The sequence below is a fragment of the Capnocytophaga sp. oral taxon 335 str. F0486 genome (genome assembly GCF_000277665.1).
GTDB classification, from domain to species: domain Bacteria; phylum Bacteroidota; class Bacteroidia; order Flavobacteriales; family Flavobacteriaceae; genus Capnocytophaga; species Capnocytophaga ochracea.
Genome location: NZ_AKFR01000031.1, coordinates 64,486 through 87,375, shown reverse-complemented (window position 1 = coordinate 87,375; position 22,890 = coordinate 64,486). Strand labels below are relative to the sequence as shown.

Here is a 22,890-nt window from a genome sequence, read left to right as displayed (position 1 = left end):
GGTAAGAGGTAAAAAATGAATACACCTTCAGCAAATTATACTATATACAACGCTTCGGCAGGGTCTGGAAAGACCTACAGTCTGGTGAAAGCTTATCTGAGAATTATTCTCGGCAGTAAGCAACCCGATTTGTTTAAGCAGTTACTAGCTATTACCTTTACCAATAAGGCGGTTTTTGAAATGAAGAACCGCATCATAGAGTTATTGGGGGTATTCAGTGAGGACAAAATGCTCACTAAACCTCACGCTATGTTTACTGAATTAGCAAAGGAATTGAATCTCCCCGACGAAGAACTGAGAACGCGTTCGGCTAAGGCTTTGGAGCATATACTGCACAACTACGCGGCTTTTAATATCAGTACTATCGATGGGTTTAACCACCAACTGATACGCCACTTCTCACAGGATTTGCACCTCAATCCTTTCTTTGAAGTACAGTTGGACAGCAAGGCTTTACTAGAGCGCGCAGTTGATAATTTGATGAATAAGGCAGGAAACGACCCCGAGCTTACCCAATTGCTCATCGATTTTGCCAATGAAAAGATAGATGACGACAAGAGTTGGGATACTACTAAAGAATTATTAGGCGTAGCTGAAATGCTCACCAATGAGAACCATTACGAGCAATTACAATCACTGAAAGACAAGGAAATACCCGATTTTCTAATCCTTAAAAATACCTTACTCAAACAACGCAACAATGCCCTGAAAAGCATTAAAACTTCTGCCCAAGACTTTATGCAACTGATGTGTGAGCACGGTTTGGATAAAGGCGCTTTTAATGGAGGACATTTATACAAATTCTTCGATAACCTCACTGCCGACAACTCTAAGGAGCCTTCGTGGGGCAGTGGTTGGCAAAACAATCTATTAGAAGGCGAACCTCTTTATTCTGGTTCAGCAGGTAAGAAATACGATACTGCTCTGATAGACAGTTTGCAAGAGATGATTGCCAACTTGTTTTTGGCAATCAAAAAAGCTTTTGGTGCCCTTGCCTTTGCGAACAACGCGCTGAGATATGTTGTGCCTTTGGCTTTGCTCAACCGCATACAAAAAGAAATAGAAAACATTAAAGAAGAAGAAAACATCTTGCCTATATGGGAGTTTAACGGAGTGATTTCCTCAGAGCTCAGCAACCAGCCTGCACCTTTTATCTACGAACGTATAGGTGAGAAATTCCGCCACTATTTTATCGATGAGTTTCAAGACACCTCAGTACTGCAATGGCAGAACTTTATACCGCTTATCCTCAATGCAGTGCAAAGTGAGGTGAACAATAAGTGCGGGTCGGTATTACTTGTAGGCGATGCCAAACAATCGATTTATCGTTGGCGAGGAGGCAAGGCTGAACAGTTTATGAGTCTGTATAACAATGAAGTAAACCCTTTCCGTATCAAAGGAGAAGTGAAAGACCTTGATAAAAACTTCCGCAGTTTAGAAGCTATTATCGATTTTAACAACCATTTTTTTAAGTTTGCTTCAGACCTTTTCCAAAGTGATACATACAAAAAACTTTATGAGAACTCCATACAGGATTATCCAAAAAACAAAAGAGACCAATCCTTACCCGAAGGCTATTTCAATCTTTCGTTTATAGCAGTGGGAGAAGAAGAAGTGACTACAGAAGAAAACAACAGCAATGTTGTAGCACTTTCACCGCGCGAACGGAGTTATTGTGAAGCGATTTTAGAAAAAATAGAGCACGCTAACCGAGCAGGGGCTACCGATAAGGATATTACTATATTGGTGCGCACTAACCGCGAAGGGGCTGCCGTAGCCTCTTTCCTTTCAGAACGGCAAAGAAATGTAATCTCTCCCGATTCACTATTGCTGAAAAACGTCGCTTCGGTACAGTTTCTCGTCACCCTATTACGTTTGCTCTACCATCCTGATAGCAAGGAAATCAAACTGCAATTACTCTTTGATTATCTGCGTTTTAAAGAAATTAAAGACCCTCACCTATTCCTCAGCAAATATGTAGAGGAACCTGTAAATACTTTCCTTGCCGATTTTCAGTTCTCTATAGAGCTGTTCAACCAATATTCTCTATACGAAGGGGTAGCTTTGGCGGTGAATTGTTTTGACCTCGCTCGCCCTTCCGATGCTTATCTCACTCACTTTATGGACATTGTATTCGATTTTAAGAATGCGCGCAAAGGAGGCTTGTCCGATTTTTTAGAGTTCTGGGACGACCAGCAAGAAAAACTCAGCATCAGTTCACCCGAAGGTTTGAATGCCATTACTGTAATGACGGTACACAAGAGCAAAGGGCTTTCTGCTCCCGTGATTATCTACGCCTTTGCCGATAGCAAACTCATCGACACCCACACCGAAAAACTTTGGTTTCCCGTAGATCACGAGCAGTTTAAGGGCTTTGACTATCTGCTAGTGAACAGCAATAAAAGTTTAGTGAACTACGACCCCAAAGCCGAGCAACTGATGACACAATTGCACGAACAAAACCTCCTCGACCAGCTAAATGTGCTATACGTAGCGATGACGCGCCCCGAATCATTTCTTTATGTAATCACCTCACTCTCCAAAAGCAGTGCCGAGACTTATGGCACACTCTTTAAAGAGTTTTTAGAAGAAAACGGACAGTGGAATAGCGATGTAGTGGAATATACCTTTGGAAGTGCTGTATTTCCTAAGAAGAAAGAGAAAGAAGCTACAGAAGAATCACCTATTCCTTTTCAAAAAGGTTGGCAGTATCCGAACTACAAGATTGCGACAGGAACTTCCCTGCTATGGGACACTCACCAACAAGAAGCCTTGGAGCGTGGCAACCTCATTCACGAGTTATTCTCGAAAATCACTTATACCACCGACCTCGACACTGTGCTCAACGATGCACTACAAGAGGGCACTATTACTACCGAACAATACGAGCTATTGCAACCCCAAATGGCGCGATTGCTTAGCGACAGCACTTTAGCACCTTTCTTTAGCAAGGACTACGAATATTTTACCGAACGTGAATTTATAGATGCTAATGGCTACTATTTCCGTCCCGACCGACTTGCCTACAACCCCACCACTCGCGAAGTCTATATCATAGATTACAAAACCGGACAACCCAACGACCAATACCGCACCCAACTACAGCATTACCAACAAAACCTAACAGCCATAGGCTGGCAAGTAAAAGGAAAATATTTAGTGTATTTGGACTTAGGAGAAGTGATAAAGATTCTCTAATCCTCTCTAAAATACGTCTTAGAATTGTTCAAAAAAGTTTTAGTAATGATTGTCTTTTTAGTTTCACGGTGCAAAGGTAAGACGCTACTCTGACAAATAGCGTCAGTGATGAAAAAAATACATCCTTTCTTTGTTATTCCAAGCAAAAACATTATCTTTGCCTTTGTTTCTCACTGAGATATGAAACATATTGCTATTATTTTTATATTGCTTTGTCTTGGGGCTTGTAAGCACTCCAATCCTTATAAGGACACTACTATCGAATTGGTAGAAGTAAAGTCTTTCCCATTGGAGAAGATAAGCGTGCGTGCAATGGTGCTCTTAGAGAAAAACGTGGCTTTTGCAGGCTCCGATGCTACCTTTGGTTTTATCAACACTCAAAACCAAACCATTGCGACTTCTAACTTGAAGAATCGCGGGGTCATTTCGGATTTCCGCGCAGTGGGGGCAACGACTCAGAACTTTTTTATGCTCTCTATTGGCAACCCTGCATTGCTTTACAAAGCGGAACAAAGTGGTATGGAGGAAGTGTATCGCGAGGAACACCCCGATGTATTCTACGATGTATTGCGCTTTACGGACGACCAATTTGGCATCGCTATAGGCGACCCTATCGACCATCGTCTATCGGTAGTAACGACTCTCAACGGCGGACAGCAATGGACGAAACTCACGTGGTCGCAATCGCCAAAACTCGAAGAGGGTGAAAGTGTATTCGCTGCTAGCAACTCGGCTTTGGCGCACTATGGCAACAAGCTATGGGTGGTGACAGGTGGTAGCAAAAGCAGGGTGTTATTCTCGGACAACAAGGGTTATAAATGGCAAGAACTCGCTACCCTACCTATCGCCCAAGGTTCGGCTACTCAAGGGGCTTTCACCATAGCTTTCTACAACGACCAGCAGGGCATTGTTCTCGGTGGGGATTACGAACAACCTACAGAGTGCAAAGGCTCTGGCGCACTAACTTTCGATGGGGGTAAAACTTGGCAGCCTATCGTGACCGACAAGGCTATTGGCTATGCAAGTTGTGTGCAATACATTCCTAATAGTGAAGGAAATGCTTTGGTGGCAACTTCGCCTAATGGTCTTTTCTTCTCTAACGACCAAGGTAGAAGTTGGCAACAACTTTCAGATAAAGTCTATCACGCGCTACTCTTTGTAGATGAGCAAACTATGGTTGCTTCGGGCAATGAGAAAATCACCCTTTTTAGAGTTGTAAAGAAATGATGATAAGTGAGGTAACGGCTTTGCGCAAAGCAGGTGACTTGGACGAGGCGTTGCGCATCGCTCTTGAGGAATTTAAGGAAAACGATAGCAGTATCAACAAATATTCGTTGGGCTGGGTGTATTACGATTTTTGCAAGAGGGCAGTAGCCGAAAACGACTTAGACACTTTTCTGCAATATGTGCAAGCACTCAAAGACCTGCGTTTTAGCATTGAAGAAGTGCTCATCACCGACCAACTGCTTTGGCAATACGTGAAGTTCTTCGCACAGTTGCGCAAAACAGGAAAAATAGAACTTATTGATGTGCTGTACGAGAATTTGAAAGGTATGTATTTCACGATGCCTTCAAAAGCGTTTTCTGCCCTAGCAGAGCAGTTGCACAAAGCTTATAAAGATCGTGAGGAATATTTGGAAGTAATTACTGACGTGATGCCGTTTCTGCGCGCTGAGGATTTTGCACCTAAGTCATACCAAGGTATACTTATAATGCCTTTGGCAGAGCAAATCTATATCGCTTATAGCAAACGTATATTAGAAAGTGGCGATAAAGAGATTATCGCCACCTTTATACCTATCTTGCATCAGTGGATTCAAGCGCATCCTGAATACAATTCGCTTATTTATTACTATGTGGAAATGTGCAATTTTGCCAATTTGCCAATGTGATAATTATCAATTGTTCATTGCTGAACATTGGTTGTAGAGTTCACGCCAAGAAGCTCCGCGTTTCTTCATTACATTTTCAAGGTATTCCTTCCACACCATTTTATCTTTATCTTCATCTTTTACTACAGCTCCTTGCAATCCTGATGCTAAATCTTCATCGGTAACAGTGCCGTTGCCAAAACTGCCTGCTAATGCCATACTATTGGTGATAAGCGAAATAGCTTCTGCAGTAGAAATAACTCCGCTAGGAGATTTGAGTTTTTGTTTTTCGTCTAAAGTAGCTCCTTTGCGCAATTCGCGGAAAATTGTTACAATCTTCTCTATAGCTTCATTGCTTGGCAAGGCGGCTTTCAGTTTGTAGTTGTTAGAAATCTCAGCTACACGTTTGGTTACAATAGACACTTCGGTTTCTAAAGTAGCAGGGGCAGGTAGCACGATGATGTTGAAACGTCTTTTGAGTGCTGACGACATCTCGTTTACACCACGGTCGCGGGTATTGGCAGTGGCAATAATGGAGAAACCGCGCTGAGCAGGCAATTCTTCACTGAGTTCAGGAATGGCAATATTCTTCTCCGATAGGATAGAAATCAGTGCGTCTTGTACTTCGGAAGCGCAACGCGAAATCTCCTCAAAACGAGCGACAGTTCCTGTTTCCATCGCGCGATAAATAGGTGATTTAAGTAGAGCTTCGTGCGATGGCCCGTTAGCCAAGAGCATTGCGTAGTTCCACGAATAGCGAATGTGTTCTTCACTAGTGCCCGCTGTACCTTGAATCACTTTACACGAATCGCCACAAATAGCTGCTGTAAGATTTTCGGAAAGCCACGATTTGGCGGTTCCTGGCTCGCCTATAAGCAGTAGAGAGCGGTCGGTAAGGAGTGTAGCAATAGCGATTTCCACCAAGCGGTTATGACCGATGTACTTAGGGGTAATCTCTACCCCGCTGGCAGTACCTCCAGTTACAAATTTCAGCACAGCTTTAGGCGACAATTGCCAGCCTATGGGCTTTTCTTGTTTTTTATCCTCTTCTTTTAAAGCCTCTAATTCTTTTGCATATAGTTGTTCAGCAGGAAGACGTAATACGTTTGACATAAGCTCTATAATCCTCCCTCGCCCCCTCCCAAGGAAGAGAGAATGCAATATAAATAGTTAGAAAAATATATTATCCTACCCCCTCCCCTTGGGGGAGGGAAAGGGGTGGGGATTCTAATTAGCAAACGCGTGTTTGTAACCTTTTTGTTTATTCCAAGCTCCGCGAGTAAAATCGGGTATTTCTACAGGAGCACTACCGTTTTCTAATGATAGTTTAGAAAGAGGTGCTAAGCAACACCATTCAGCAAGGTCATACACGTCCATATCCAAAGGCAAACCATTGCGCAAACAGTAGATGAGGCGATAGTCCATAATGAAATCCATACCACCGTGACCGCCCACTTCTTTTGCTTTAGTTTCCAATTCTCTAAGAATACGTGGTTTGTATTTTTCCATCATTGCTTTTTTAGCCTCTTCGGGCATAAAGCTGTGTGCCGAAAGATTTTCGTGGTTAGGGACTTCGTCTTTTGCTATACTTTCTGGCTGAATAAGATAACCTTCTATTGGATATTTATTCGCGAATCCATTTGTTCCTGTAAGCTGATACATACGTGAATATGGACGTGGTGTTACCACATCGTGTTGTATTTGTATGGTTTTTCCTTTTTCTGTCTTAATCATTGTAACAGTAAGGTCACCGTTTTGGAAGTTAGGATCTTCTTTGCCCATTACGCGTTTGTACACTTCTTTACCTCTAAAAGCGTGCGTATCAAATGAAACTAAATAGTTCATCTTGTCTCCTCGGTGAATATTAAGCGCTTGGCATACAGGACCTATACCGTGCGTAGGGTATATATCTCCGCGATTTTTAGCATTGTAGTCTAAACGCCAGTTATTCCAATACTCAGTCCAAAAGTCGTCTAAGTTATGAATATAAGAGCCTTCACCGTGAATCACTTCTCCCAAGAGTCCTTGTTGTGCCATATTAAGAGTAGTAATTTCAAAGTAGTCATACACGCAGTTCTCAAGCATCATACAGTGTAAGCGTTTCTTCTCACTCATATTAATCAATGCCCAAATCTGTTCCATATCAAGAGCTGCGGGCACTTCTATCGCCACGTGTTTACCGTGTTCCATAGCATAAAGCGCCATAGGTACGTGATGTTTCCAGTCAGTTACAATGTACACGAGATCTACATCTTTGCGCTCACATAGCGCTTTCCAAGCATTTTCATCACCTGTGTACTGGGCTACACGCTTATGCCCTGCTTTTTCAATTACTTGTTGCGCTTTTTCTACCATTTCAGGACGTATATCGCAGATAGCTGTAACTTTCGCTCCGGGCACGTGCATATAACGTTCTACCGCACTATGTCCGCGCATTCCAAGACCGATGATTCCTATACGCACCGTATCCATTTTAGGTGTAGTAAGGTTTAGTACATCTGTTTGCCCAGCTGGACGAGGGGGGGTAGTTACTTTAATTTGATAAGAACTTCTACTCTTATTCTCATTAGAAGTAGCTTGATTGCAGTTACAAGCCACAAAGCCAAGACATACAGCAATGCCTATGGCTACTTGATAGATTTTTTTAATCATAGCTGTGAATATTTTTAAAGGTTGATTATTAATGTGACAAAAGTAGCAAAAAAAATTAATAGTAACAAAAGAAAAGAAAAAAGATTTATTTATCCGCTCCTGTACAATTACTTTTCAGTACCTTTTTTACAAAAAAACGTTCACTCTTAACCATTCACTTTCAACTATTTATATACCCTTTCTATACCAATCGTCCAAGATTCGTATAAGCTTCCTATAAGCTTTCTATAAGCTAAACCTACCCTCCTTCCTACCAAAATTTAGCTGTGTAGTTCACATCTAATTTGTTAATTTGCTAATTAAAATAAGTTTCGTATCTTTGCGTTTTAAATGATAACAACCAAACAAATGGTATGGAAGAGTACATACTTACACTTGTAAATCAAACAAATAGAAATATTTTTCTCACAGGGAAAGCAGGAACAGGTAAAACTACTCTGCTACACAAAATCATCAATACTTGTTATAAAAATACGGTGGTAGTTGCCCCTACGGGTATTGCTGCTCTCAATGCTGGCGGGGTAACTATTCATTCGATGTTCCAACTCCCTTTTGCTTCTTTCTTACCAACACTCAGCAATCCCCCTATTGTGAATGAATTCTTGCGCTTCGAAAATCGATTTTCTTTGCGCAAACACTTCCAAATGCACAAAAATAAACAGCAGGTTATCCGCAATATGGAATTGTTAATTGTAGATGAAGTGAGTATGCTCCGTGCTGATGTGCTCGATGCTATGGACTATATGTTGCAGTTTATCCGAAAAGACAAACGACCCTTCGGAGGCGTACAAGTGCTCTTCATCGGCGATTTGTTACAGTTGCCCCCCGTAGTAAAACAAGAGGAATGGGAAGTGCTCAAACATTATTATAAAGGAATGTTTTTCTTTCAGTCCGAAGTCATAACTCAAAATCCTTTGCTATATGTAGAACTCGAAACCATTTACCGACAAACCGATAAGCTGTTTATCTCCATTTTAAATCACTTACGTGAAAACCAACTTACCTCTGAGGATATCAAACAGTTAGAAAGGTATGTACAGCCAGATTTCCCTAAAAAACACCTAAAAGATTATATCACCCTTACCACTCACAACGCCAAAGCCGATGCAATGAACCAACGCGAAATGAGTAAACTCTCCTCTCCCCTATTCTCTTACGAGGCTGATATTGTTGATGATTTTCCCGAATACCTCTACCCTATCGAAAAAGTCATTCAGCTAAAAGAAGGCGCAAGAGTAATGTTCATCAAAAATGACATTTCAGGAGAACACCTGTTTTTCAACGGAAAGATGGGTACAGTGGTCTCTCTTTCCGAAGGTGAAATTAACGTGAAATTAGACGGTGGAAGGGTCATAAACGTCGAACGCTACGAATGGGAAAACGTACGATATAAACTGAATGAAACAACCAAAGATATAGAAGAAGAGCGCCTGGGCTCGTTTACCCAATACCCATTGCGTTTGGCGTGGGCAATTACCATACACAAAAGTCAAGGGCTCACTTTCGAGAAAGCCATCTTAGATTTGGCAAGCGTATTTGCCTCAGGTCAAGCCTATGTAGCATTTTCGCGCCTGCGCTCTTTAGACGGCTTGGTCTTACTATCCTCAGTAAGTGCTAATGGTATCAACAACAATGGTGAAGTGATAGGTTATGCCGAGAACAAAGCCTCCGAAAAAGAAGTACAAACCGCTTGTTATACAGGAAAAACCGAATTTTTGCAGGAGAATATTCTAAACACTTTCCAATGGAATACTCTTTTAGAAGAATGGGTGCTACACCGCAATAGTTATTCAGGTGAAATTGGCAATAAAAACCTATATAAAGATTGGGCATCACAGCAGTTAGTAAGAGTGCAAGAACTCGTTACCGTCTCCGAGAAATTCATCAAGCAACTCAAAACACTTTTCAATAATGCAACCGATGTTCAGCATATTTTCGAACGCGTAGCCAAAGGTATCACTTATTTTACACCGCTCTTAGAACAATTGTGGTATGAAGTGCTATTAGTAGAAGGAAAGATAGCCAATCAGAAAAAAGTTAAACAATTTTTCACCGAACTAAAAGAGTTAGACAATAGTCTTTCCGAAACGCTAAAGAAACTCTTCCGCTTAGAGCAAATGGTGCAATTAGCACAATCCGACCAACCCTTTGATAAAGAAAAGATACATTCAGCCAAATTAGAAACTTTGTACACTGAACTCACCGGAAAAATTAATAATATTTTAAAGAACGAAAAACTCTTTATAGGCGAATATCCTCTCTCCAAAGATGATAAACCCAAGAAGGAAAAACGCTCTACTTATGATATTACACTTCAGCTTTGGAAAGAAGGTAAAACAGTAGCCGAAATAGCCAAAGAGCGTACGCTATCACAGGCTACTATCTATTCTCACATAGCCAAATGCATAGAGCAAGATAAAATTGCTATTACTGAGGTACTTCCTGAGGAAACTATCAATGAACTGAATACAATTTTTAAAGAAAACGAAAACGAAGAACTTACTACCCTGAGAAGTCTTTATGAAAAGACAGAAGAAAGATACAGTTGGGACGAACTGCGTTTATTCAGAGCCTACTTACTAAAAGAGGCTAAAAAATCATAATAAAAAAGAGACTTCCTCAGAAGTCCCTTTTTTCATTTTTTAAGTTATTAAAATCTATAAGTAACACCTGCTTTAAAACCTCCTGTTGCAAAAGAGTTGTGTTCTACAAACAACTCAGCATTCACACCGAAGTTTTCTGTAAAGAAGTAACGCCCCCCTGTTTGAAGACGCACTGCAAATCCTGAATCATAATAAGGATCCCAATTGTCATATTTATAATCATTATTCCAATTGTAATATCCCAAACTTAAACCACCGTACAAATCTACGTTTGAAGGAAGTCTTCTTATGAGTTTATTGAAGTGGTAATTACTCGTGGCTAAAACACCTATATTATTGTATTTTACGCTATTGTAGTTTCTACCACGGTAAAATAACTCACCTCCTACAGTTATTTGGTCATTAATCCCAACGTCCACTGAACCATATATCATAGCTCCTGGACCTGAAACACCAAGACCTCCATTAATTTGTACATCACCAGCCCCAAACGACTGTGCTGAAGCTACTCCTGCACTGAGGAGTAATCCAAAAAGTAAAACGATTTTTCTCATAAATAATTACTATTAACTTGTTTTAATAATGCAAAGGTAATATTTTTATTGATAATAACAAAAAAAGACTACCCTAATTTTTAAGGTAGTCTTTTTAACACAGAAATATGTTTCTTATTTATTTTTGATTCAAAGGAGAACCTTCACGAGCAATATAAGTCAATTTCAAGGCATTAACATCTTGCAATTTCTCACGAATATCACTCACTAATCCCATATTGGTATCAGCATCTACTTTCAAAGCGGTCATAAATACATCTTTTAGTGCATCGCGTAAACCTTCTCTATAATTCAATATATAGTGGCTTACCTCCGAAACATCAATGAATTTATCGTTCACTTGAATTTTAGCGTTTACACCAAACTTAGCCTGATACTTAGGAAGTGGTTTCCCTGCATAAATGTACACAACTGGGTCTTTCTTGTCCAATTTTTGTACCTGGTCTGCCACTGGCAACTTATTTTGTACCATCAAATCACTATCTTTAGATTCTGTTACTGTCATAAAGAAGAACAAAAGCATAAAGATGATATCTGGCAAAGAAGCCGTAGAAACAGCGGGCGTTTCGCCACTTTTCTTTTTTGTAAATTTTGACATATCCTTCTAATTTTAGTGTTTCTTAGGTGCTGTTTCAAGCAATTTTCTTGGGAATAGCTCCTGTAATTTCACGATTTTAGGTTCTAACGCATCTTTCCTGTCTTTAGGAGTACGAGCTGCGTTAAATTCTTCCTCTATCTGAACGTAAGGTACTTCGTTAGGGAACAAACGTCTACGTTCACGCTCACGTAACTCATTATATGCCTTAATCAATTCATTTTGTACAGCTATATAAGTGTGATATGAAGTTTCACGGTCATTGCGCAAAGAAATAACTGCTTTATCTGGGTTGTCTGATGATAGAGGGTCTCTTTTACCTTTACAGTAAGTACAAGAACCATCTCCATTGTTATCCAAGAAATTAAGCGCTGTTTCTTTTACGTCTTTAAGTTCCTTAACTTCGTTGTTTATTAACAACTGGTTGTACTTGTTCACTACCACTACCAATACGTTTTTCTCTTTTACTGGTGGAGGTGGTGGCGTATTTTCTTGTGGTTTAGGAGGTAACTTTACAGTAATCCCTGAGTTGCTCTCAATAGTTGTTGTTACCAAAAAGAATATCAACAACAAGAAAGCAATATCAGCCATTGAACCTGCATTTACCTCGGGTGCGGAACGTTTTGCCATAATTTCTTATTTCATTAGTGCTTTTTTTACATTGGAAGCTATAAGAGCTACTACGGCTACCGCTACCAATATGTACAAAGCGATTAAACCTGTGCTTACCCATCTTCTTACAGATTCGCTGGCTTTCTTCACTTCGTCACTGGCATTAGCTTCTACAGCTCCTGATGAGAAGATATAAGCTAAAAGAAGAACTACCACAAATCCTCCCGTATAGATAAGCGTTTTCTTAAGTGCTTTTGGTGAAGCTAAAATGTTTTGTGCCGCTGATACGATTACTGCCAACAAAGCAATACCTAAAAGAACATAAGTCAGCACAAACAAAGCTTGCATAGTACCGTTGTTGGGATCCTCAGCGTTTGTAAAGAAAGACAAAACAATCCATAGAACTACCCCAATTACGCCCAAAGCAAGAGCTCCATATTTTGCTATTTTATACATACTTAAAGTTGTTTAATGGGTGAATAAATTATTTCATTTTTCTTGCTACTAAAAGGTCTATCAATGAGATAGAAGCATCTTCCATATCATTTACGATAGCGTCGATTTTAGCAATGATGTAGTTGTAGAATACTTGTAGTATCATTGCTACAATCAAACCAAACACTGTAGTAAGCAAGGCAACCTTGATATCACCAGCAATCAATGATGCGTCCAAACCACCAGCTGAACTAATCTTATCGAAAGCCTCAATCATACCAATTACCGTACCCATAAACCCTAACATCGGTGCAATAGCAATAAAGAGCGAAATCCAAGATACGTTCTTTTCTAATTGTCCCATCTGTACACCTCCGTAAGATACTACTGATTTTTCAACCATATCAATACCTTCTGATGAACGGTCAAGACCTTGATAGAAAATAGATGCAACAGGGCCTTTTGTATTACGGCACACTTCTTTAGCTGCCTCAATACCTTTGCTATCCAATGCCTCTTCAATATCGGCGATTAGCTTTTTAGAATTGGTAGTCGCCATATTGAGGTAAATAATTCTCTCAATAGCTACTGCCAAACCAATAATCAAGCAGAGCAAGATAGGAGCCATATACATAGGACCCCCTTCAATAAAACGCTCTTTAAATACTTGGTGGAAGCCTTTGCTTTGTTGCATCGTTTCAGTTGCTTCCTGAGCGCTAACCATAGCCACGTTTAAAATTAACATTGCTACTAGAAGTAGCTTAGATGACATTTTTTTCATTTGTTTAATCTTTTTAAATTGTTAGTTGATAATTTAATGTTTAATAATTATTCTGTTTTTTTTTAGAAAGAAGCAGAGAGGAAGGGATTCGAACCCTCGATACGCTTGTGGCGTATATACACTTTCCAGGCGTACTCCTTCGACCACTCGGACACCTCTCTCTATGCTGTTTCTGAATGCCAAAGTAACAAATTATTTTTCTATCCCACAAGTTTTTTCTTAATTTTTTGCTAAATTTCTCCAGCTATATTTTCTTCAAACTTGATTTTGAATAGTTTATGAGAAATATTTTTTTTAAGCAAAAGCATCAATTTTGTGATTGCCGACTCGGTTGTGAGGTCTTTTCCGTCTATCACTCCCATCTTTTTGAGGGCTTCACTCGCTTCATATTTGCCCATCATCACACTACCTCCAGAACACTGGGTAACATTCACTATATGTATTCCTTTATGAATAGCACTCTGCAAACTCTCTACAAACCACGCATCGGTAGGAGCATTACCTGAACCGTAGGTTTCTAACACTACCCCTTTCAGATTTGGGATATTGAAAATACCATTCAGTATAGGTGCAGTAATGCCTGGGAACATCTTGATAATCGCTACATTAGTTTCAAAATCTTTCCACACTTCTAAGTGTTGCTTTTGCTTGCGGGGTAAAAGGTTCTCTTTCATTACCTTTAAATGTACACCACTTTCTACTAACAGAGGGTAGTTCAGCGAGGCAAAAGCTTGAAAGTGCTCGGCGTTTATTTTGGTAGTACGGTTGCCTCGGTAGAGCTTGTACTCAAAATAGAGCCCCACTTCTTGTATCACTGGCTCACCATTTTCTTTTAGGGCTGCCAGCTGTATAGAGGTAATGAGGTTCTCTTTGGCATCGGTACGCAAATCGCCTATCGGCAGTTGTGAACCGGTAAATATTACAGGTTTAGTAAGCCCTTGTAGCATAAAGCTTAAAGCCGAAGCCGAGTAGCTCATCGTATCACTGCCGTGCAACACTACAAAACCATCGTAGTGATTATACTCTCTTTCAATCACCTCAGCAATTTCAATCCAATGCTGGGGGTTCATATCCGAGGAGTCTATCACTTTCTCAAACGAGTGCACCGAGATTTCACAATCTAAGTGCGAGAGCTCAGGAATACGCTTGTAAAGATTATCAAACTCGAAAGCGCGCAAGGCTCCTGTTTGGTAGTCCTTTATCATCCCGATAGTCCCCCCCGTATAGATGAGGAGCACTTTTGAATTATTGGTTTCCATCGAATTTGTTCTTTACAGGATTAGCGTACATCTCTAAAAACTTCTTTTGTGAAAGGTCTTCAGAATTGCTTCGGTTGTTCATTCGGCGTTCAAAACGTCGAAAATCTTTTTCATTGTAGTATTCCTTATATATAGAGGTGTCGTTCAGCAAATCATAAGCAATATAATTCGCAGGAAACAACTTGTACTGTTGATGAATAGCTTTGTCCAAACATTCAGCTAAGGCTTGCAATTGCTTGTTAAGATGCTGATGTGTAGCTTCTATAGTGTCTATCTGGTCGTACAGCGGTTGTCCTACCGAAATATGCACACGTCCTTTTTGTCCCAACAAGCCTTGAATGATGTTCTCAAAATCCTCTTTTTTAGATTTCACGTATTCTACCCCGTTATGTTGGGCAATAAGTGCGGGCAACTTCAACACATCAGTGGGGTCAAACTCATAGGAAATCGACATTGGTACTAAATTAAGTGTTTTGAGGTACTGCAAAGGTGATATATCTTCGGGAGCATTAAGGGTGAGCATCTTCAAAACCCCTTGTTGGGTACGGTCGTCGCCGTTCTTAGTACGCCCTTCTCGTTGCGCAATCCACACATTGCGATGCTCTTCTGTAATGCAGTGGTAAATATATTCCGATACCAATTTAGAATGCTCCAAAGCCTCTCGTGGGGGCAAACTCCTATATATAATGATATTTCTGTTGAGCATCGCCAATATCTTCAAATACTTTTTCCTGAGCAAATTGTCACCCATAGCCGAAGCCGTCATCGAAAGGTGATTGTCGTATAGGGCAACGTTTAATAAGGAAGTATCTAAAACAATATCGCGGTGATTGGAAACAAATACATAAGCTTTGCGGGGGTCTAAACCGTCAAACCCATCACAGGTAAATTCCGAAATACTTTTCTCAATCGCCTTAGTAACCACTTGATACATTATATCCTCCTGAAAATCTGATACCTTTTGGCAAGCAAGCAGTCGTCGCTCTCGCTCCTCAGGAGTTTCATTAGGAAATGCATAAGCCATCATCGCTCTAATCAAAGGATTATCTTTAATTTGCGACAAGGCACGTGCTACTTCGTTGTCGTTAAACGGACGTATGGACTTGAAATAATCGGTCATTTCAGATACTCTATATTCTCTTGTTTTGGATAACGAAAGGCAAAGTAACGAAATATATTTGATAATACCTAATTAAATCTTAAATATATTTGTAGCATTTTCGTCAGTAAGGCGTATAATCTCGCTTTCGGGCAAAGCATATATATCCGATAATTTCTCTACAACTTTCACTATATAAGCACTTTCGTTGCGTTTCCCGCGGTAAGGTACTGGTGCCAAATAAGGTGAATCGGTTTCTAAAACGATATGCTGTAAATCTATATTTTTTAAAAACTGGTCTATCTTTCCGTTCTTAAAAGTTACCACTCCGCCAATACCTAAATGTAAGCCGTAGGCAATAGCGCGCTGAGCTTGCGCTTCTGTACCCGTAAAGCAGTGAAAAATGCCAAAAAGGTCGTCACTTTTTTCAGTTTCTAAAACCTCAAACACTTCGTCGAAAGCCTCTCGACAGTGAATAACAATAGGCAACTGATGCTTTTTAGCCAACTGTATTTGCCACTGGAAAGCCTCTTGTTGCTCTTTGAGAAAAGTTTTATCCCAATAAAGGTCGATGCCTATCTCGCCAATAGCACAAAAGAAATGCGATTGCATCAAATTCTCAACGTGCACAAGTTCCTCCTGATAGTTTTCTTTCACGCTACAAGGGTGCAGACCGTTCATTAGGAAAACGTAGTCAGGATAATCGTTTTTCAGCTGAAACATTCGCTGGGTATAGCTCGCATCAATAGCTGGGATAAAACAACGGGTTACGCCAGCTGCTTTAGCTCGTGCGATCATCTCAGTACGGTCAGCGTCAAATTCTTCTGAATATAAGTGTGTATGTGTATCTATCATCAGTTGTCAGTCGTTAGTGTTTAGTAGTTATTTACAATTATATAGGTTAAGTACATCACAAGTGCAACTCCTAATAGCCAATATTTCTATAACCTTTCTTCGCCTTATCTTCGGTATAGATTCGTCATTTGTTCGTCTTTCCTTCGTCTTTTGTTCGTTCTTTGTTCGTCTTTTGTTCGTCCTAGCTCCCAATAGCCTTCAATTTTCAACCTTATTCCCTTCTTCTAAAAACTTTTTCACACTTCATTTCTCATTTGCTAATTCTCAAATTTGCTAATTTCCTTACCTTTTATCTTTTACCTAAATAAAACGCCACTGCCGATGTTACAAACCTCTCAAAAGCCTCGGTTACTTGGGGAGCATTCTTGGTAGTGAGGGCAAACGGACTCATATGGGTATACGGATAAGGAAAATCTTCTATTTGTACCTCTATATTGATATTTCTGTAACCTCCTTTAAGGGTGTTGAGTGCCTCAATAGGAGGTGTTACCTCGTCCTTCTCCAATACTAAAGCTTTGATTTGCTTCTCCAACTGCAAAAAGCGCTGTTCACGTTCTTTCTGGTAATAGTTGTAGCGCAACATCGTTTTGAACCAACCTTCACCAAAATGAAGGTCACTATCTTGATAATGTCTTAGGCGGTCATCGTTCTTGAAATTGGTGCTGAGCAGTTCGGCAAAGGTTTTCTGCATTGTTATCGCTGCACGTCCGTCCATTATGTATTTAGAGATGGGGAACATACGGTCGATAGTCATACCTCCGCAGAAACAAAAGAGCTTGGAATTAGTAAAATAGCCTTTGGGATTTGCCATCATCAATATTACAGAAAGGAAAGAGCCTATGGAATACCCAAAGAGGTCTACCGTAGCCGTAGGTGCAATGGTAGGGAGCAAGCCCGCTTTCAGGTCAGTGATGAGCTGTACTATATCGTTATATGTTTGCAACCCCGACCAAAAGAGACGTTGAGGAAAGGCATCTAAACGCGTAGAAGTCGCCGCATTCACATAAGAGGTTTCCGAATTATCCGGAAACTCATTCATACGCTTTTGTGCAATAATGTACATTTCTTGGCGAGAGCTCCATCGCTCAGGGGCACGACTCATATGGAAGGCTATTGGAAAGAGCATTACTGCCTTACCTGTTTGTGCTGCCAATCCATAAGCCCACGGTAAGTATTTATCCCATTTCTTTTCGTTAAGTCCGTGAAATACGATAATCACCCCGTCAGCTTTTGGAGTTCCCAAAGATTGTATTATATGATACTGGAAATGAATATTACAATCCACATCATAGTCAGCCCAATGGAGGTCGTCTTGCGCATCATTAAGCTGAGAAGGAAACGATAAATTATGCTCTTGACAAAACAAATGCGGACTTCCTGGCAAGTAATACTTAGCCCCTTCGGAGAAGAAGCTATTATGCAAAATACGAATACCCAGCTCGGGTAATTCGGTATCGCGCTGGGTATCGAAAACTGTTTTTAGTTTTTTGTATAATTCGTAATATTCCATATTTTTATAAATTAGAAAATTAGCAAATTAGCAAATTTTCACATTTACTAATTTACTAATTATAGGATTACCAATTAGGATTTTGTTTCCAATTGCCTTGTTCGTAGTCTATATCATCTACTGGTATAGGCCATACTATTTTGTAATAGTAATTACTTCCTACCTGAATATTGAGTTCACTATAATCAGAGGCAGGAGTATTCCTAATAGCCGTTACATCCTGAGGGGTACCTCTTTTTACAGGCAATCCCCAGCGATTAAGGTCATACAGGCGGAAATCTTCAAAAGCTAACTCTCTATTGCGCTCGTTTTGTATGTCGGCAAAAAGGTTGCTTCCTGAGGTAGTAATAGCACTGAGCCCTCTTGCAGCACGTAATAGGTTTAAGTACTTTTTAGCATTAGTTTCATCATTGTTTTTATAGGCAGCTTCGGCTGCTATAAGGTAAGTCTCAGCTATGCGGAAAAGCTTAGCCTTATGCCCATAATAAAAATTATAACTATCAATAGGTTCTAATTCTCTATTTCGAGGGTACTTGTTTACAGCATAAAGAGAGCTAAACCCTACGGTTACTTCTTTCAAGAAAACATCTTTTCGCCAGTCGTCAGTGGTAAATAAATCTATAAAATCCTGAGTAGGCAACACATTAGGATTTGCGTCTATCTGTCCTGGGAAAAAGAAACTTTCACTTTCACCTAAATAGAGCTCATTGGTATTATCAGAAGTTTCATAAACTCCTGCATTGACAGCTGCGTATAACTGGATAATACTTTCGGCATTATCATCTTCTGTCCATATTTTTTTGAAAACATCGGCAGAGGTAGCCAGTGGATAGCGATTAGTATTGATAAGTGCTACTGCTACTTGGTAGGCTTGTGCCCAGTCATTTTTATAGAGCAAGACTCTTGCTTTGAGAGCTCTGGCAGCATCGAGGGTGAAAGTATCAGCTCCTGCTGCTCCTGTTTGGTTTGCTAATAAGGTTTCAGCTTTCTGAATATCACTGAGTATAAAATCATAGGTTTCAGCTACACTACTGCGCGGAGGAAAGTTCTTGAGCGTAGGAGCTGTAAGCAGAGGTAAACCTAAATCGGTAGTTGTTGTACTACTGTTATAAGGCTTGCAGAAGTGCGTAACCAAATAGGTAAAGCAATAGGCTCGCCCTAAGTAGAGAGCTCCTGTAAGTTCTTGTATTTCTGATTGCTCAGGTATATTAGGGAAGCCCTTAATACCTGTGTTTATATCTTGAATAATAAGGAAGCGTTCTTTCCATATAGAGGCAGTAGCGTGCTCCGAAGAAGCAAACGTAGACCACCGATGCATATCGGGTAACTTTTCCATTGCTCCCGCAGCTGCGTTGAGATAATCGGCTTGGAGGTCTGAGGCATACATCTGTTGCCCCTGATTGTAATCCCGCAAAGCGTTATACATCCCGTTTACCCACATCTCGGCATCACGCTTATTCTTAAAACTGGTATTCTCACTGGCGTAATTATAAGGGTCTAAGTCCAAACGAGCACAACCCGTAGGCAACGACACCAAAAAAGAACATAAAAGTGCTATATATATTATTTTTTTCATTTTCCCTTTTTAGAATTTAAGTTCTACACCTATAGTAAATTGACGAGCAGGCGGATAACCTCCTCTTGATAACGTATTAGAAAACTCAGGGTCGGCTCCTGAATATTTGGTAATGGTGAAAATATTACGAGCCGATGCATATAGGCGCACTCCTGAAAAGAATCTCATTTGGTCTATTACCTCCTGAGGAAGCGCATAACTTAAACTTATACTCTTCAAGCGCATATAAGAGGCATTTTCGAGTAAGCGGGTATCTTTGCGCATATAATAAGCACTGCTGAGTTTAGGCAACTCTGTATCATCACCTTCTTGTTTCCAATAGTTAAACAATTCTCTATTAAAATTCTTACCTCCAAAAGTGCTTTGGTTTAAAGTATAGTATCGGTCTTCATTGATAAGCCATTTGCCCAAAGCATAAGAAAATGCCAAATCGAGTGATACATTCTTATAAGTAGCACTTAGCCCAAAACCACCATTGATAGGTGCAAACATTTTCTTGCCTGTAGTTTGTATTAGGTCTTCACTGAATTGGGTCGTAACTTTGGAGTCGTCTTTTTGTTGTATCATAGGGTTATCTTCGTTTCGTTGATACCATTCGGCATCTCCGTCTTTATTGATACCCTTAAATATTGGTAATGCCCATTGTAATGGTTCATTTAGCCTATATCCATTATTAAAAAGTCTATTCACAAAATTATCTTTGCTCAAGAATAGCGAGGTTACTTTCTGTTCATTGTAATTCATATTGAAATAAGGACGTATACTTAAATCATTGTTCTTACTTCTATACGCAATCGTTGAAATAGTAAGGTCAAAACCTCTATTTTGCATATCACCTATATTATCCGGAATAGAAGTAAAGCCCGACGCTGAGTTTATATAACGTTGTGCAAGAGTTTTATGGGTATTACGCTCATACACTTCAAAATTGATAGTAGTACCTTTGGCGATACCGATATGCAAGCCGAGTGTTGTTTTCTGTTGTTCTTCCCACATAATATCGGGATTACCGAGCATCGCAATAAAATAACCTGGGGTTTGCTTATATAATTTTGAAGCATCTACCAAGGTTCTATTGCGATAATCACCAATAGAAGAGTTGCCCGAAATACCGGTGCTAAAACGCAAATCTAAGCTGGTAAGCCAATTTATCTTTTGCAAAAACTTCTCTTCTTTGAGTTTCCACATTCCTCCTATCGCCCAGAAATTGGCATAGCGATTATTTGAGCCAAAGGCTGATGAACCATCACGGCGTGCTGATAGGTCTATAAAATAACGGTATTTATAAGAGTATTCCAAACGGGCAAAATAGGAATTAAATCCTGATTCAGATTGGCTATCTCCTACATTATATTCTTTAGTTCCGTGACTGAGCATTGATAAAGCATCAGAAGGTTGCCCCTTAGACGATGCGTTGAACGAGCGCCACAGCGTTTCGATAGATTCTTGCCCCAATAGGAAGTCAAAATCGTGTAAGTTCTTTATATTCCATTTGTATTGCAATAGGTTAGTATAAGTACGCTGTATGTATTTATTGAGATAGCGAAAGGTTTGTGCTACCGTTTTGCTACTATCATTACTATAACGATAATCTATATAAGAAGGTAGAGGCCCTTTGCTTTCAGTTTCATTTACATTATACTGTATCCCTACTTGACTTTTAAATGTTAAGTTCTTGATAGGTTCTATTAATAAATACCCTATAGGCAATATATCCTCAGTATAATCAATAGAAGGGTATTTTTCAGCCATATAATCAGGATGAAAAAAGCCATTTTGACGATTAATAAAAGAAGGAATGTAATTCTTTCTCTTCCCATCGCTCTCTTTGGGAGAATAAATAGGGAGCGACAATATATCGGTTTCACTACCAGCATTCGATACTCCTTCGGCAGTGGTAGTTCCTAAGGAGATTGAAAGCCCTGCTTTAAGCCAATCGGTTATTTGAGTGTCTAAATTAGTATTGAGATTATAGCGTTTGTAGTCCGAACGCGCCTTGATACCCTGTTGGTCTAAGTAGCCCAACGAAATGTAATAAGAAGTAGTATTACTTCCTCCCGAAATAGACATATCGGTGCGTGAGATAGGAGCGAAATCGCGAAAGAAAACTTTATCCCAACGTGTATTATAAGGATTTGCTGCCAAGATACTATCGGCGATAGCTCTTGCCGTAGTTTGGGTGTAGCCCGAACGCCTACCGAAGGCTACAATAGCATTGGGGTCTTTTTTTACCCAAAAGTCCATATACTCTTGTGGGCTCGCCATATTATCAAAAAATTTGCGAGTTACATTGGTGCGCATTGAGAAGCCCAACTGATGATTAATAGTAATATGAGTGCGCTCATTGCGTTTACCTCTTTTGGTAGTAATTAAAATCACCCCATTGGCAGCACGAGCTCCATAGATAGAAGTAGAAGCAGCATCTTTGAGTACTGTTACGCTCTCTATATCGGTAGGGTTATACATCGTCATTATATCGCCACTTACAGGGGCACCATCTATTATATACAAAGGTTCTGAGACTATCGTCTTATCAAAAACTGACATAAACGTGTTGAGTCCGTGAATGAGTACCGAAGAGCTTGCTCCTGGTCTTCCGGACTCGGTAGTTACCACCATACCTGCTACTTTACCTTGTAGTGCATCGGTGATATTAGCATTAGGGGTTTCGGCAAAATCTTTTCCTTTTACAGTAGCTACCGAAGCCACTGTGCGACTGGCTATTTTCTTGCCTCCATAGCCAGTTACCACTGTACCCTCTAATTGTTGAATATCGTCTTGAAGGACGATATCTATTTGGGTTACACCTGCCGTTACTTTCTTTTCGACGGATTTCATTCCCAAGAATGAATATTTGAGTACATCGCCTACTTGGGCATTGAGAGTATAGTTGCCATCAAAGTCAGTAGAAGTACCGTGTTGGGTGCCTTTTATAAAGACAAAAGCGCCCATCATAGGTTCACCCTTCGTGTCTTTCACCGAGCCCTTAATCGTTACATTTTGCGCTAAGGAAGGTAATACCCAAAGGAAAATACCTACAAAAACTAATAAATTTTTCAAATTCATAAATCGCTTTATTTTTCAGTGCAAAGTTTTCTAAAAAAAAATGAAAAAAACAAACAAAAGAAAAAAGAGATTCTTCATTTAGAATATTTTTCTAAAAATAGAACTCAAAACAGAAAATAAATATGTTTTATAGCCTCTTTATTGACAAAATGGCGTTTTTAGAACTTTGAGAGTTTATATACTGAAAATGTGATGAATATATTTTTTATGAGCGTTTTTTTGGG

At 39.9% G+C, this 22,890-nt stretch carries 16 protein-coding genes, 1 tRNA gene and 1 pseudogene; 4 read left to right on the top strand and 14 right to left on the bottom strand.

Annotated elements, in window-relative coordinates; all coding sequences use genetic code 11:
* Positions 1–15: 15 nt before the first annotated feature.
* The 3 genes from HMPREF1320_RS06610 to HMPREF1320_RS06600 all read left to right on the top strand — a co-directional run bounded on the left by HMPREF1320_RS06610 (position 16) and on the right by HMPREF1320_RS06600 (position 5,090).
* Positions 16–3,198, top strand: a complete 3,183-nt coding sequence (locus HMPREF1320_RS06610) for a UvrD-helicase domain-containing protein (protein ID WP_009418009.1) — start codon at positions 16–18, stop codon at positions 3,196–3,198.
* A gap of 180 nt (positions 3,199–3,378) precedes the next feature.
* Complete coding sequence (locus HMPREF1320_RS06605; RefSeq protein ID WP_009417915.1) at positions 3,379–4,425, top strand: WD40/YVTN/BNR-like repeat-containing protein; 1,047 nt, start codon at positions 3,379–3,381, stop codon at positions 4,423–4,425.
* A complete protein-coding gene (locus tag HMPREF1320_RS06600; RefSeq protein ID WP_034554306.1) occupies positions 4,422–5,090 on the top strand; it encodes a hypothetical protein in 669 nt (222 codons plus the stop codon). Before HMPREF1320_RS06605 ends, HMPREF1320_RS06600 begins: the two co-directional genes overlap by 4 nt.
* A 6-nt stretch (positions 5,091–5,096) precedes the next feature.
* Here the strand turns inward: HMPREF1320_RS06600 and HMPREF1320_RS06595 are convergent, their stop codons facing one another.
* Complete coding sequence (locus tag HMPREF1320_RS06595; RefSeq protein WP_009418080.1) at positions 5,097–6,182, bottom strand: ATP-binding protein; 1,086 nt, start codon at positions 6,180–6,182, stop codon at positions 5,097–5,099.
* 114 nt (positions 6,183–6,296) lie between these two features.
* Positions 6,297–7,721 carry a Gfo/Idh/MocA family protein gene (locus HMPREF1320_RS06590; protein ID WP_009418137.1) on the bottom strand — a complete coding sequence of 475 codons (1,425 nt, stop codon included), beginning with the start codon at positions 7,719–7,721 and terminating at the stop codon, positions 6,297–6,299.
* Positions 7,722–8,071: 350 nt separating this feature from the next.
* On the opposite strand from HMPREF1320_RS06590, the pseudogene HMPREF1320_RS06585 reads away from it, so the two are divergent.
* Positions 8,072–10,324: pseudogene (locus HMPREF1320_RS06585) on the top strand (helix-turn-helix domain-containing protein); the annotation flags it as partial.
* Positions 10,325–10,371: 47 nt separating this feature from the next.
* On the opposite strand, the gene HMPREF1320_RS06580 reads toward HMPREF1320_RS06585, so the two are convergent.
* From HMPREF1320_RS06580 to HMPREF1320_RS06525, 12 genes are all read right to left on the bottom strand, one after another.
* Positions 10,372–10,878, bottom strand: coding sequence for an outer membrane beta-barrel protein (locus HMPREF1320_RS06580; protein WP_009410900.1), 507 nt, complete (start codon positions 10,876–10,878; stop codon positions 10,372–10,374).
* 118 nt (positions 10,879–10,996) lie between these two features.
* Positions 10,997–11,476 (bottom strand): ExbD/TolR family protein, encoded by a 480-nt coding sequence (locus HMPREF1320_RS06575; protein WP_002673265.1) that lies wholly within the window; start codon positions 11,474–11,476, stop codon positions 10,997–10,999.
* Between the two features lie 12 nt (positions 11,477–11,488).
* Positions 11,489–12,103 carry an ExbD/TolR family protein gene (locus HMPREF1320_RS06570; protein ID WP_002673266.1) on the bottom strand — a complete coding sequence of 205 codons (615 nt, stop codon included), beginning with the start codon at positions 12,101–12,103 and terminating at the stop codon, positions 11,489–11,491.
* Positions 12,104–12,109: 6 nt separating this feature from the next.
* Entirely contained in the window at positions 12,110–12,541 is a 432-nt protein-coding gene (locus HMPREF1320_RS06565; protein WP_009418031.1) for a hypothetical protein, read from the bottom strand.
* A 28-nt stretch (positions 12,542–12,569) separates the two neighbouring features.
* On the bottom strand, positions 12,570–13,301 hold the full coding sequence (locus tag HMPREF1320_RS06560; RefSeq protein ID WP_009418843.1) for a MotA/TolQ/ExbB proton channel family protein: 732 nt from the start codon (positions 13,299–13,301) through the stop codon (positions 12,570–12,572).
* A 73-nt stretch (positions 13,302–13,374) separates the two neighbouring features.
* Positions 13,375–13,462, bottom strand: a tRNA-Ser gene (locus HMPREF1320_RS06555).
* A 69-nt stretch (positions 13,463–13,531) separates the two neighbouring features.
* Positions 13,532–14,560 (bottom strand): asparaginase, encoded by a 1,029-nt coding sequence (locus HMPREF1320_RS06550; RefSeq protein ID WP_009417928.1) that lies wholly within the window; start codon positions 14,558–14,560, stop codon positions 13,532–13,534.
* Positions 14,547–15,680, bottom strand: a complete 1,134-nt coding sequence (locus HMPREF1320_RS06545; protein WP_009417912.1) for a 1-acyl-sn-glycerol-3-phosphate acyltransferase — start codon at positions 15,678–15,680, stop codon at positions 14,547–14,549. Before HMPREF1320_RS06545 ends, HMPREF1320_RS06550 begins: the two co-directional genes overlap by 14 nt.
* 72 nt (positions 15,681–15,752) lie before the next feature.
* Positions 15,753–16,514: a TatD family hydrolase gene (locus tag HMPREF1320_RS06540; protein WP_009417962.1), complete on the bottom strand. Its 762-nt coding sequence runs from the start codon at positions 16,512–16,514 to the stop codon at positions 15,753–15,755.
* A 289-nt stretch (positions 16,515–16,803) separates the two neighbouring features.
* A complete protein-coding gene (locus tag HMPREF1320_RS06535; protein WP_009417907.1) occupies positions 16,804–18,024 on the bottom strand; it encodes a DUF6051 family protein in 1,221 nt (406 codons plus the stop codon).
* A gap of 67 nt (positions 18,025–18,091) precedes the next feature.
* Positions 18,092–19,600: a RagB/SusD family nutrient uptake outer membrane protein gene (locus tag HMPREF1320_RS06530; protein WP_009418104.1), complete on the bottom strand. Its 1,509-nt coding sequence runs from the start codon at positions 19,598–19,600 to the stop codon at positions 18,092–18,094.
* A 9-nt stretch (positions 19,601–19,609) separates the two neighbouring features.
* Positions 19,610–22,666 (bottom strand): SusC/RagA family TonB-linked outer membrane protein, encoded by a 3,057-nt coding sequence (locus HMPREF1320_RS06525; RefSeq protein ID WP_009418077.1) that lies wholly within the window; start codon positions 22,664–22,666, stop codon positions 19,610–19,612.
* Positions 22,667–22,890: the final 224 nt, after the last annotated feature.

What these genes read in the sequence shown, in the direction of transcription:
- HMPREF1320_RS06610 (WP_009418009.1), top strand. Translation starts at nt 16, where the DNA reads ATGAATACACCTTCAGCAAATTATACTATATACAACGCTTCGGCAGGG.
- HMPREF1320_RS06605 (WP_009417915.1), top strand. Translation starts at nt 3,379, where the DNA reads ATGAAACATATTGCTATTATTTTTATATTGCTTTGTCTTGGGGCTTGT.
- HMPREF1320_RS06600 (WP_034554306.1), top strand. Translation starts at nt 4,422, where the DNA reads ATGATGATAAGTGAGGTAACGGCTTTGCGCAAAGCAGGTGACTTGGAC.
- HMPREF1320_RS06595 (WP_009418080.1), bottom strand. Translation starts at nt 6,182, where the DNA reads ATGTCAAACGTATTACGTCTTCCTGCTGAACAACTATATGCAAAAGAA.
- HMPREF1320_RS06590 (WP_009418137.1), bottom strand. Translation starts at nt 7,721, where the DNA reads ATGATTAAAAAAATCTATCAAGTAGCCATAGGCATTGCTGTATGTCTT.
- HMPREF1320_RS06580 (WP_009410900.1), bottom strand. Translation starts at nt 10,878, where the DNA reads ATGAGAAAAATCGTTTTACTTTTTGGATTACTCCTCAGTGCAGGAGTA.
- HMPREF1320_RS06575 (WP_002673265.1), bottom strand. Translation starts at nt 11,476, where the DNA reads ATGTCAAAATTTACAAAAAAGAAAAGTGGCGAAACGCCCGCTGTTTCT.
- HMPREF1320_RS06570 (WP_002673266.1), bottom strand. Translation starts at nt 12,103, where the DNA reads ATGGCAAAACGTTCCGCACCCGAGGTAAATGCAGGTTCAATGGCTGAT.
- HMPREF1320_RS06565 (WP_009418031.1), bottom strand. Translation starts at nt 12,541, where the DNA reads ATGTATAAAATAGCAAAATATGGAGCTCTTGCTTTGGGCGTAATTGGG.
- HMPREF1320_RS06560 (WP_009418843.1), bottom strand. Translation starts at nt 13,301, where the DNA reads ATGAAAAAAATGTCATCTAAGCTACTTCTAGTAGCAATGTTAATTTTA.
- HMPREF1320_RS06550 (WP_009417928.1), bottom strand. Translation starts at nt 14,560, where the DNA reads ATGGAAACCAATAATTCAAAAGTGCTCCTCATCTATACGGGGGGGACT.
- HMPREF1320_RS06545 (WP_009417912.1), bottom strand. Translation starts at nt 15,680, where the DNA reads ATGACCGATTATTTCAAGTCCATACGTCCGTTTAACGACAACGAAGTA.
- HMPREF1320_RS06540 (WP_009417962.1), bottom strand. Translation starts at nt 16,514, where the DNA reads ATGATAGATACACATACACACTTATATTCAGAAGAATTTGACGCTGAC.
- HMPREF1320_RS06535 (WP_009417907.1), bottom strand. Translation starts at nt 18,024, where the DNA reads ATGGAATATTACGAATTATACAAAAAACTAAAAACAGTTTTCGATACC.
- HMPREF1320_RS06530 (WP_009418104.1), bottom strand. Translation starts at nt 19,600, where the DNA reads ATGAAAAAAATAATATATATAGCACTTTTATGTTCTTTTTTGGTGTCG.
- HMPREF1320_RS06525 (WP_009418077.1), bottom strand. Translation starts at nt 22,666, where the DNA reads ATGAATTTGAAAAATTTATTAGTTTTTGTAGGTATTTTCCTTTGGGTA.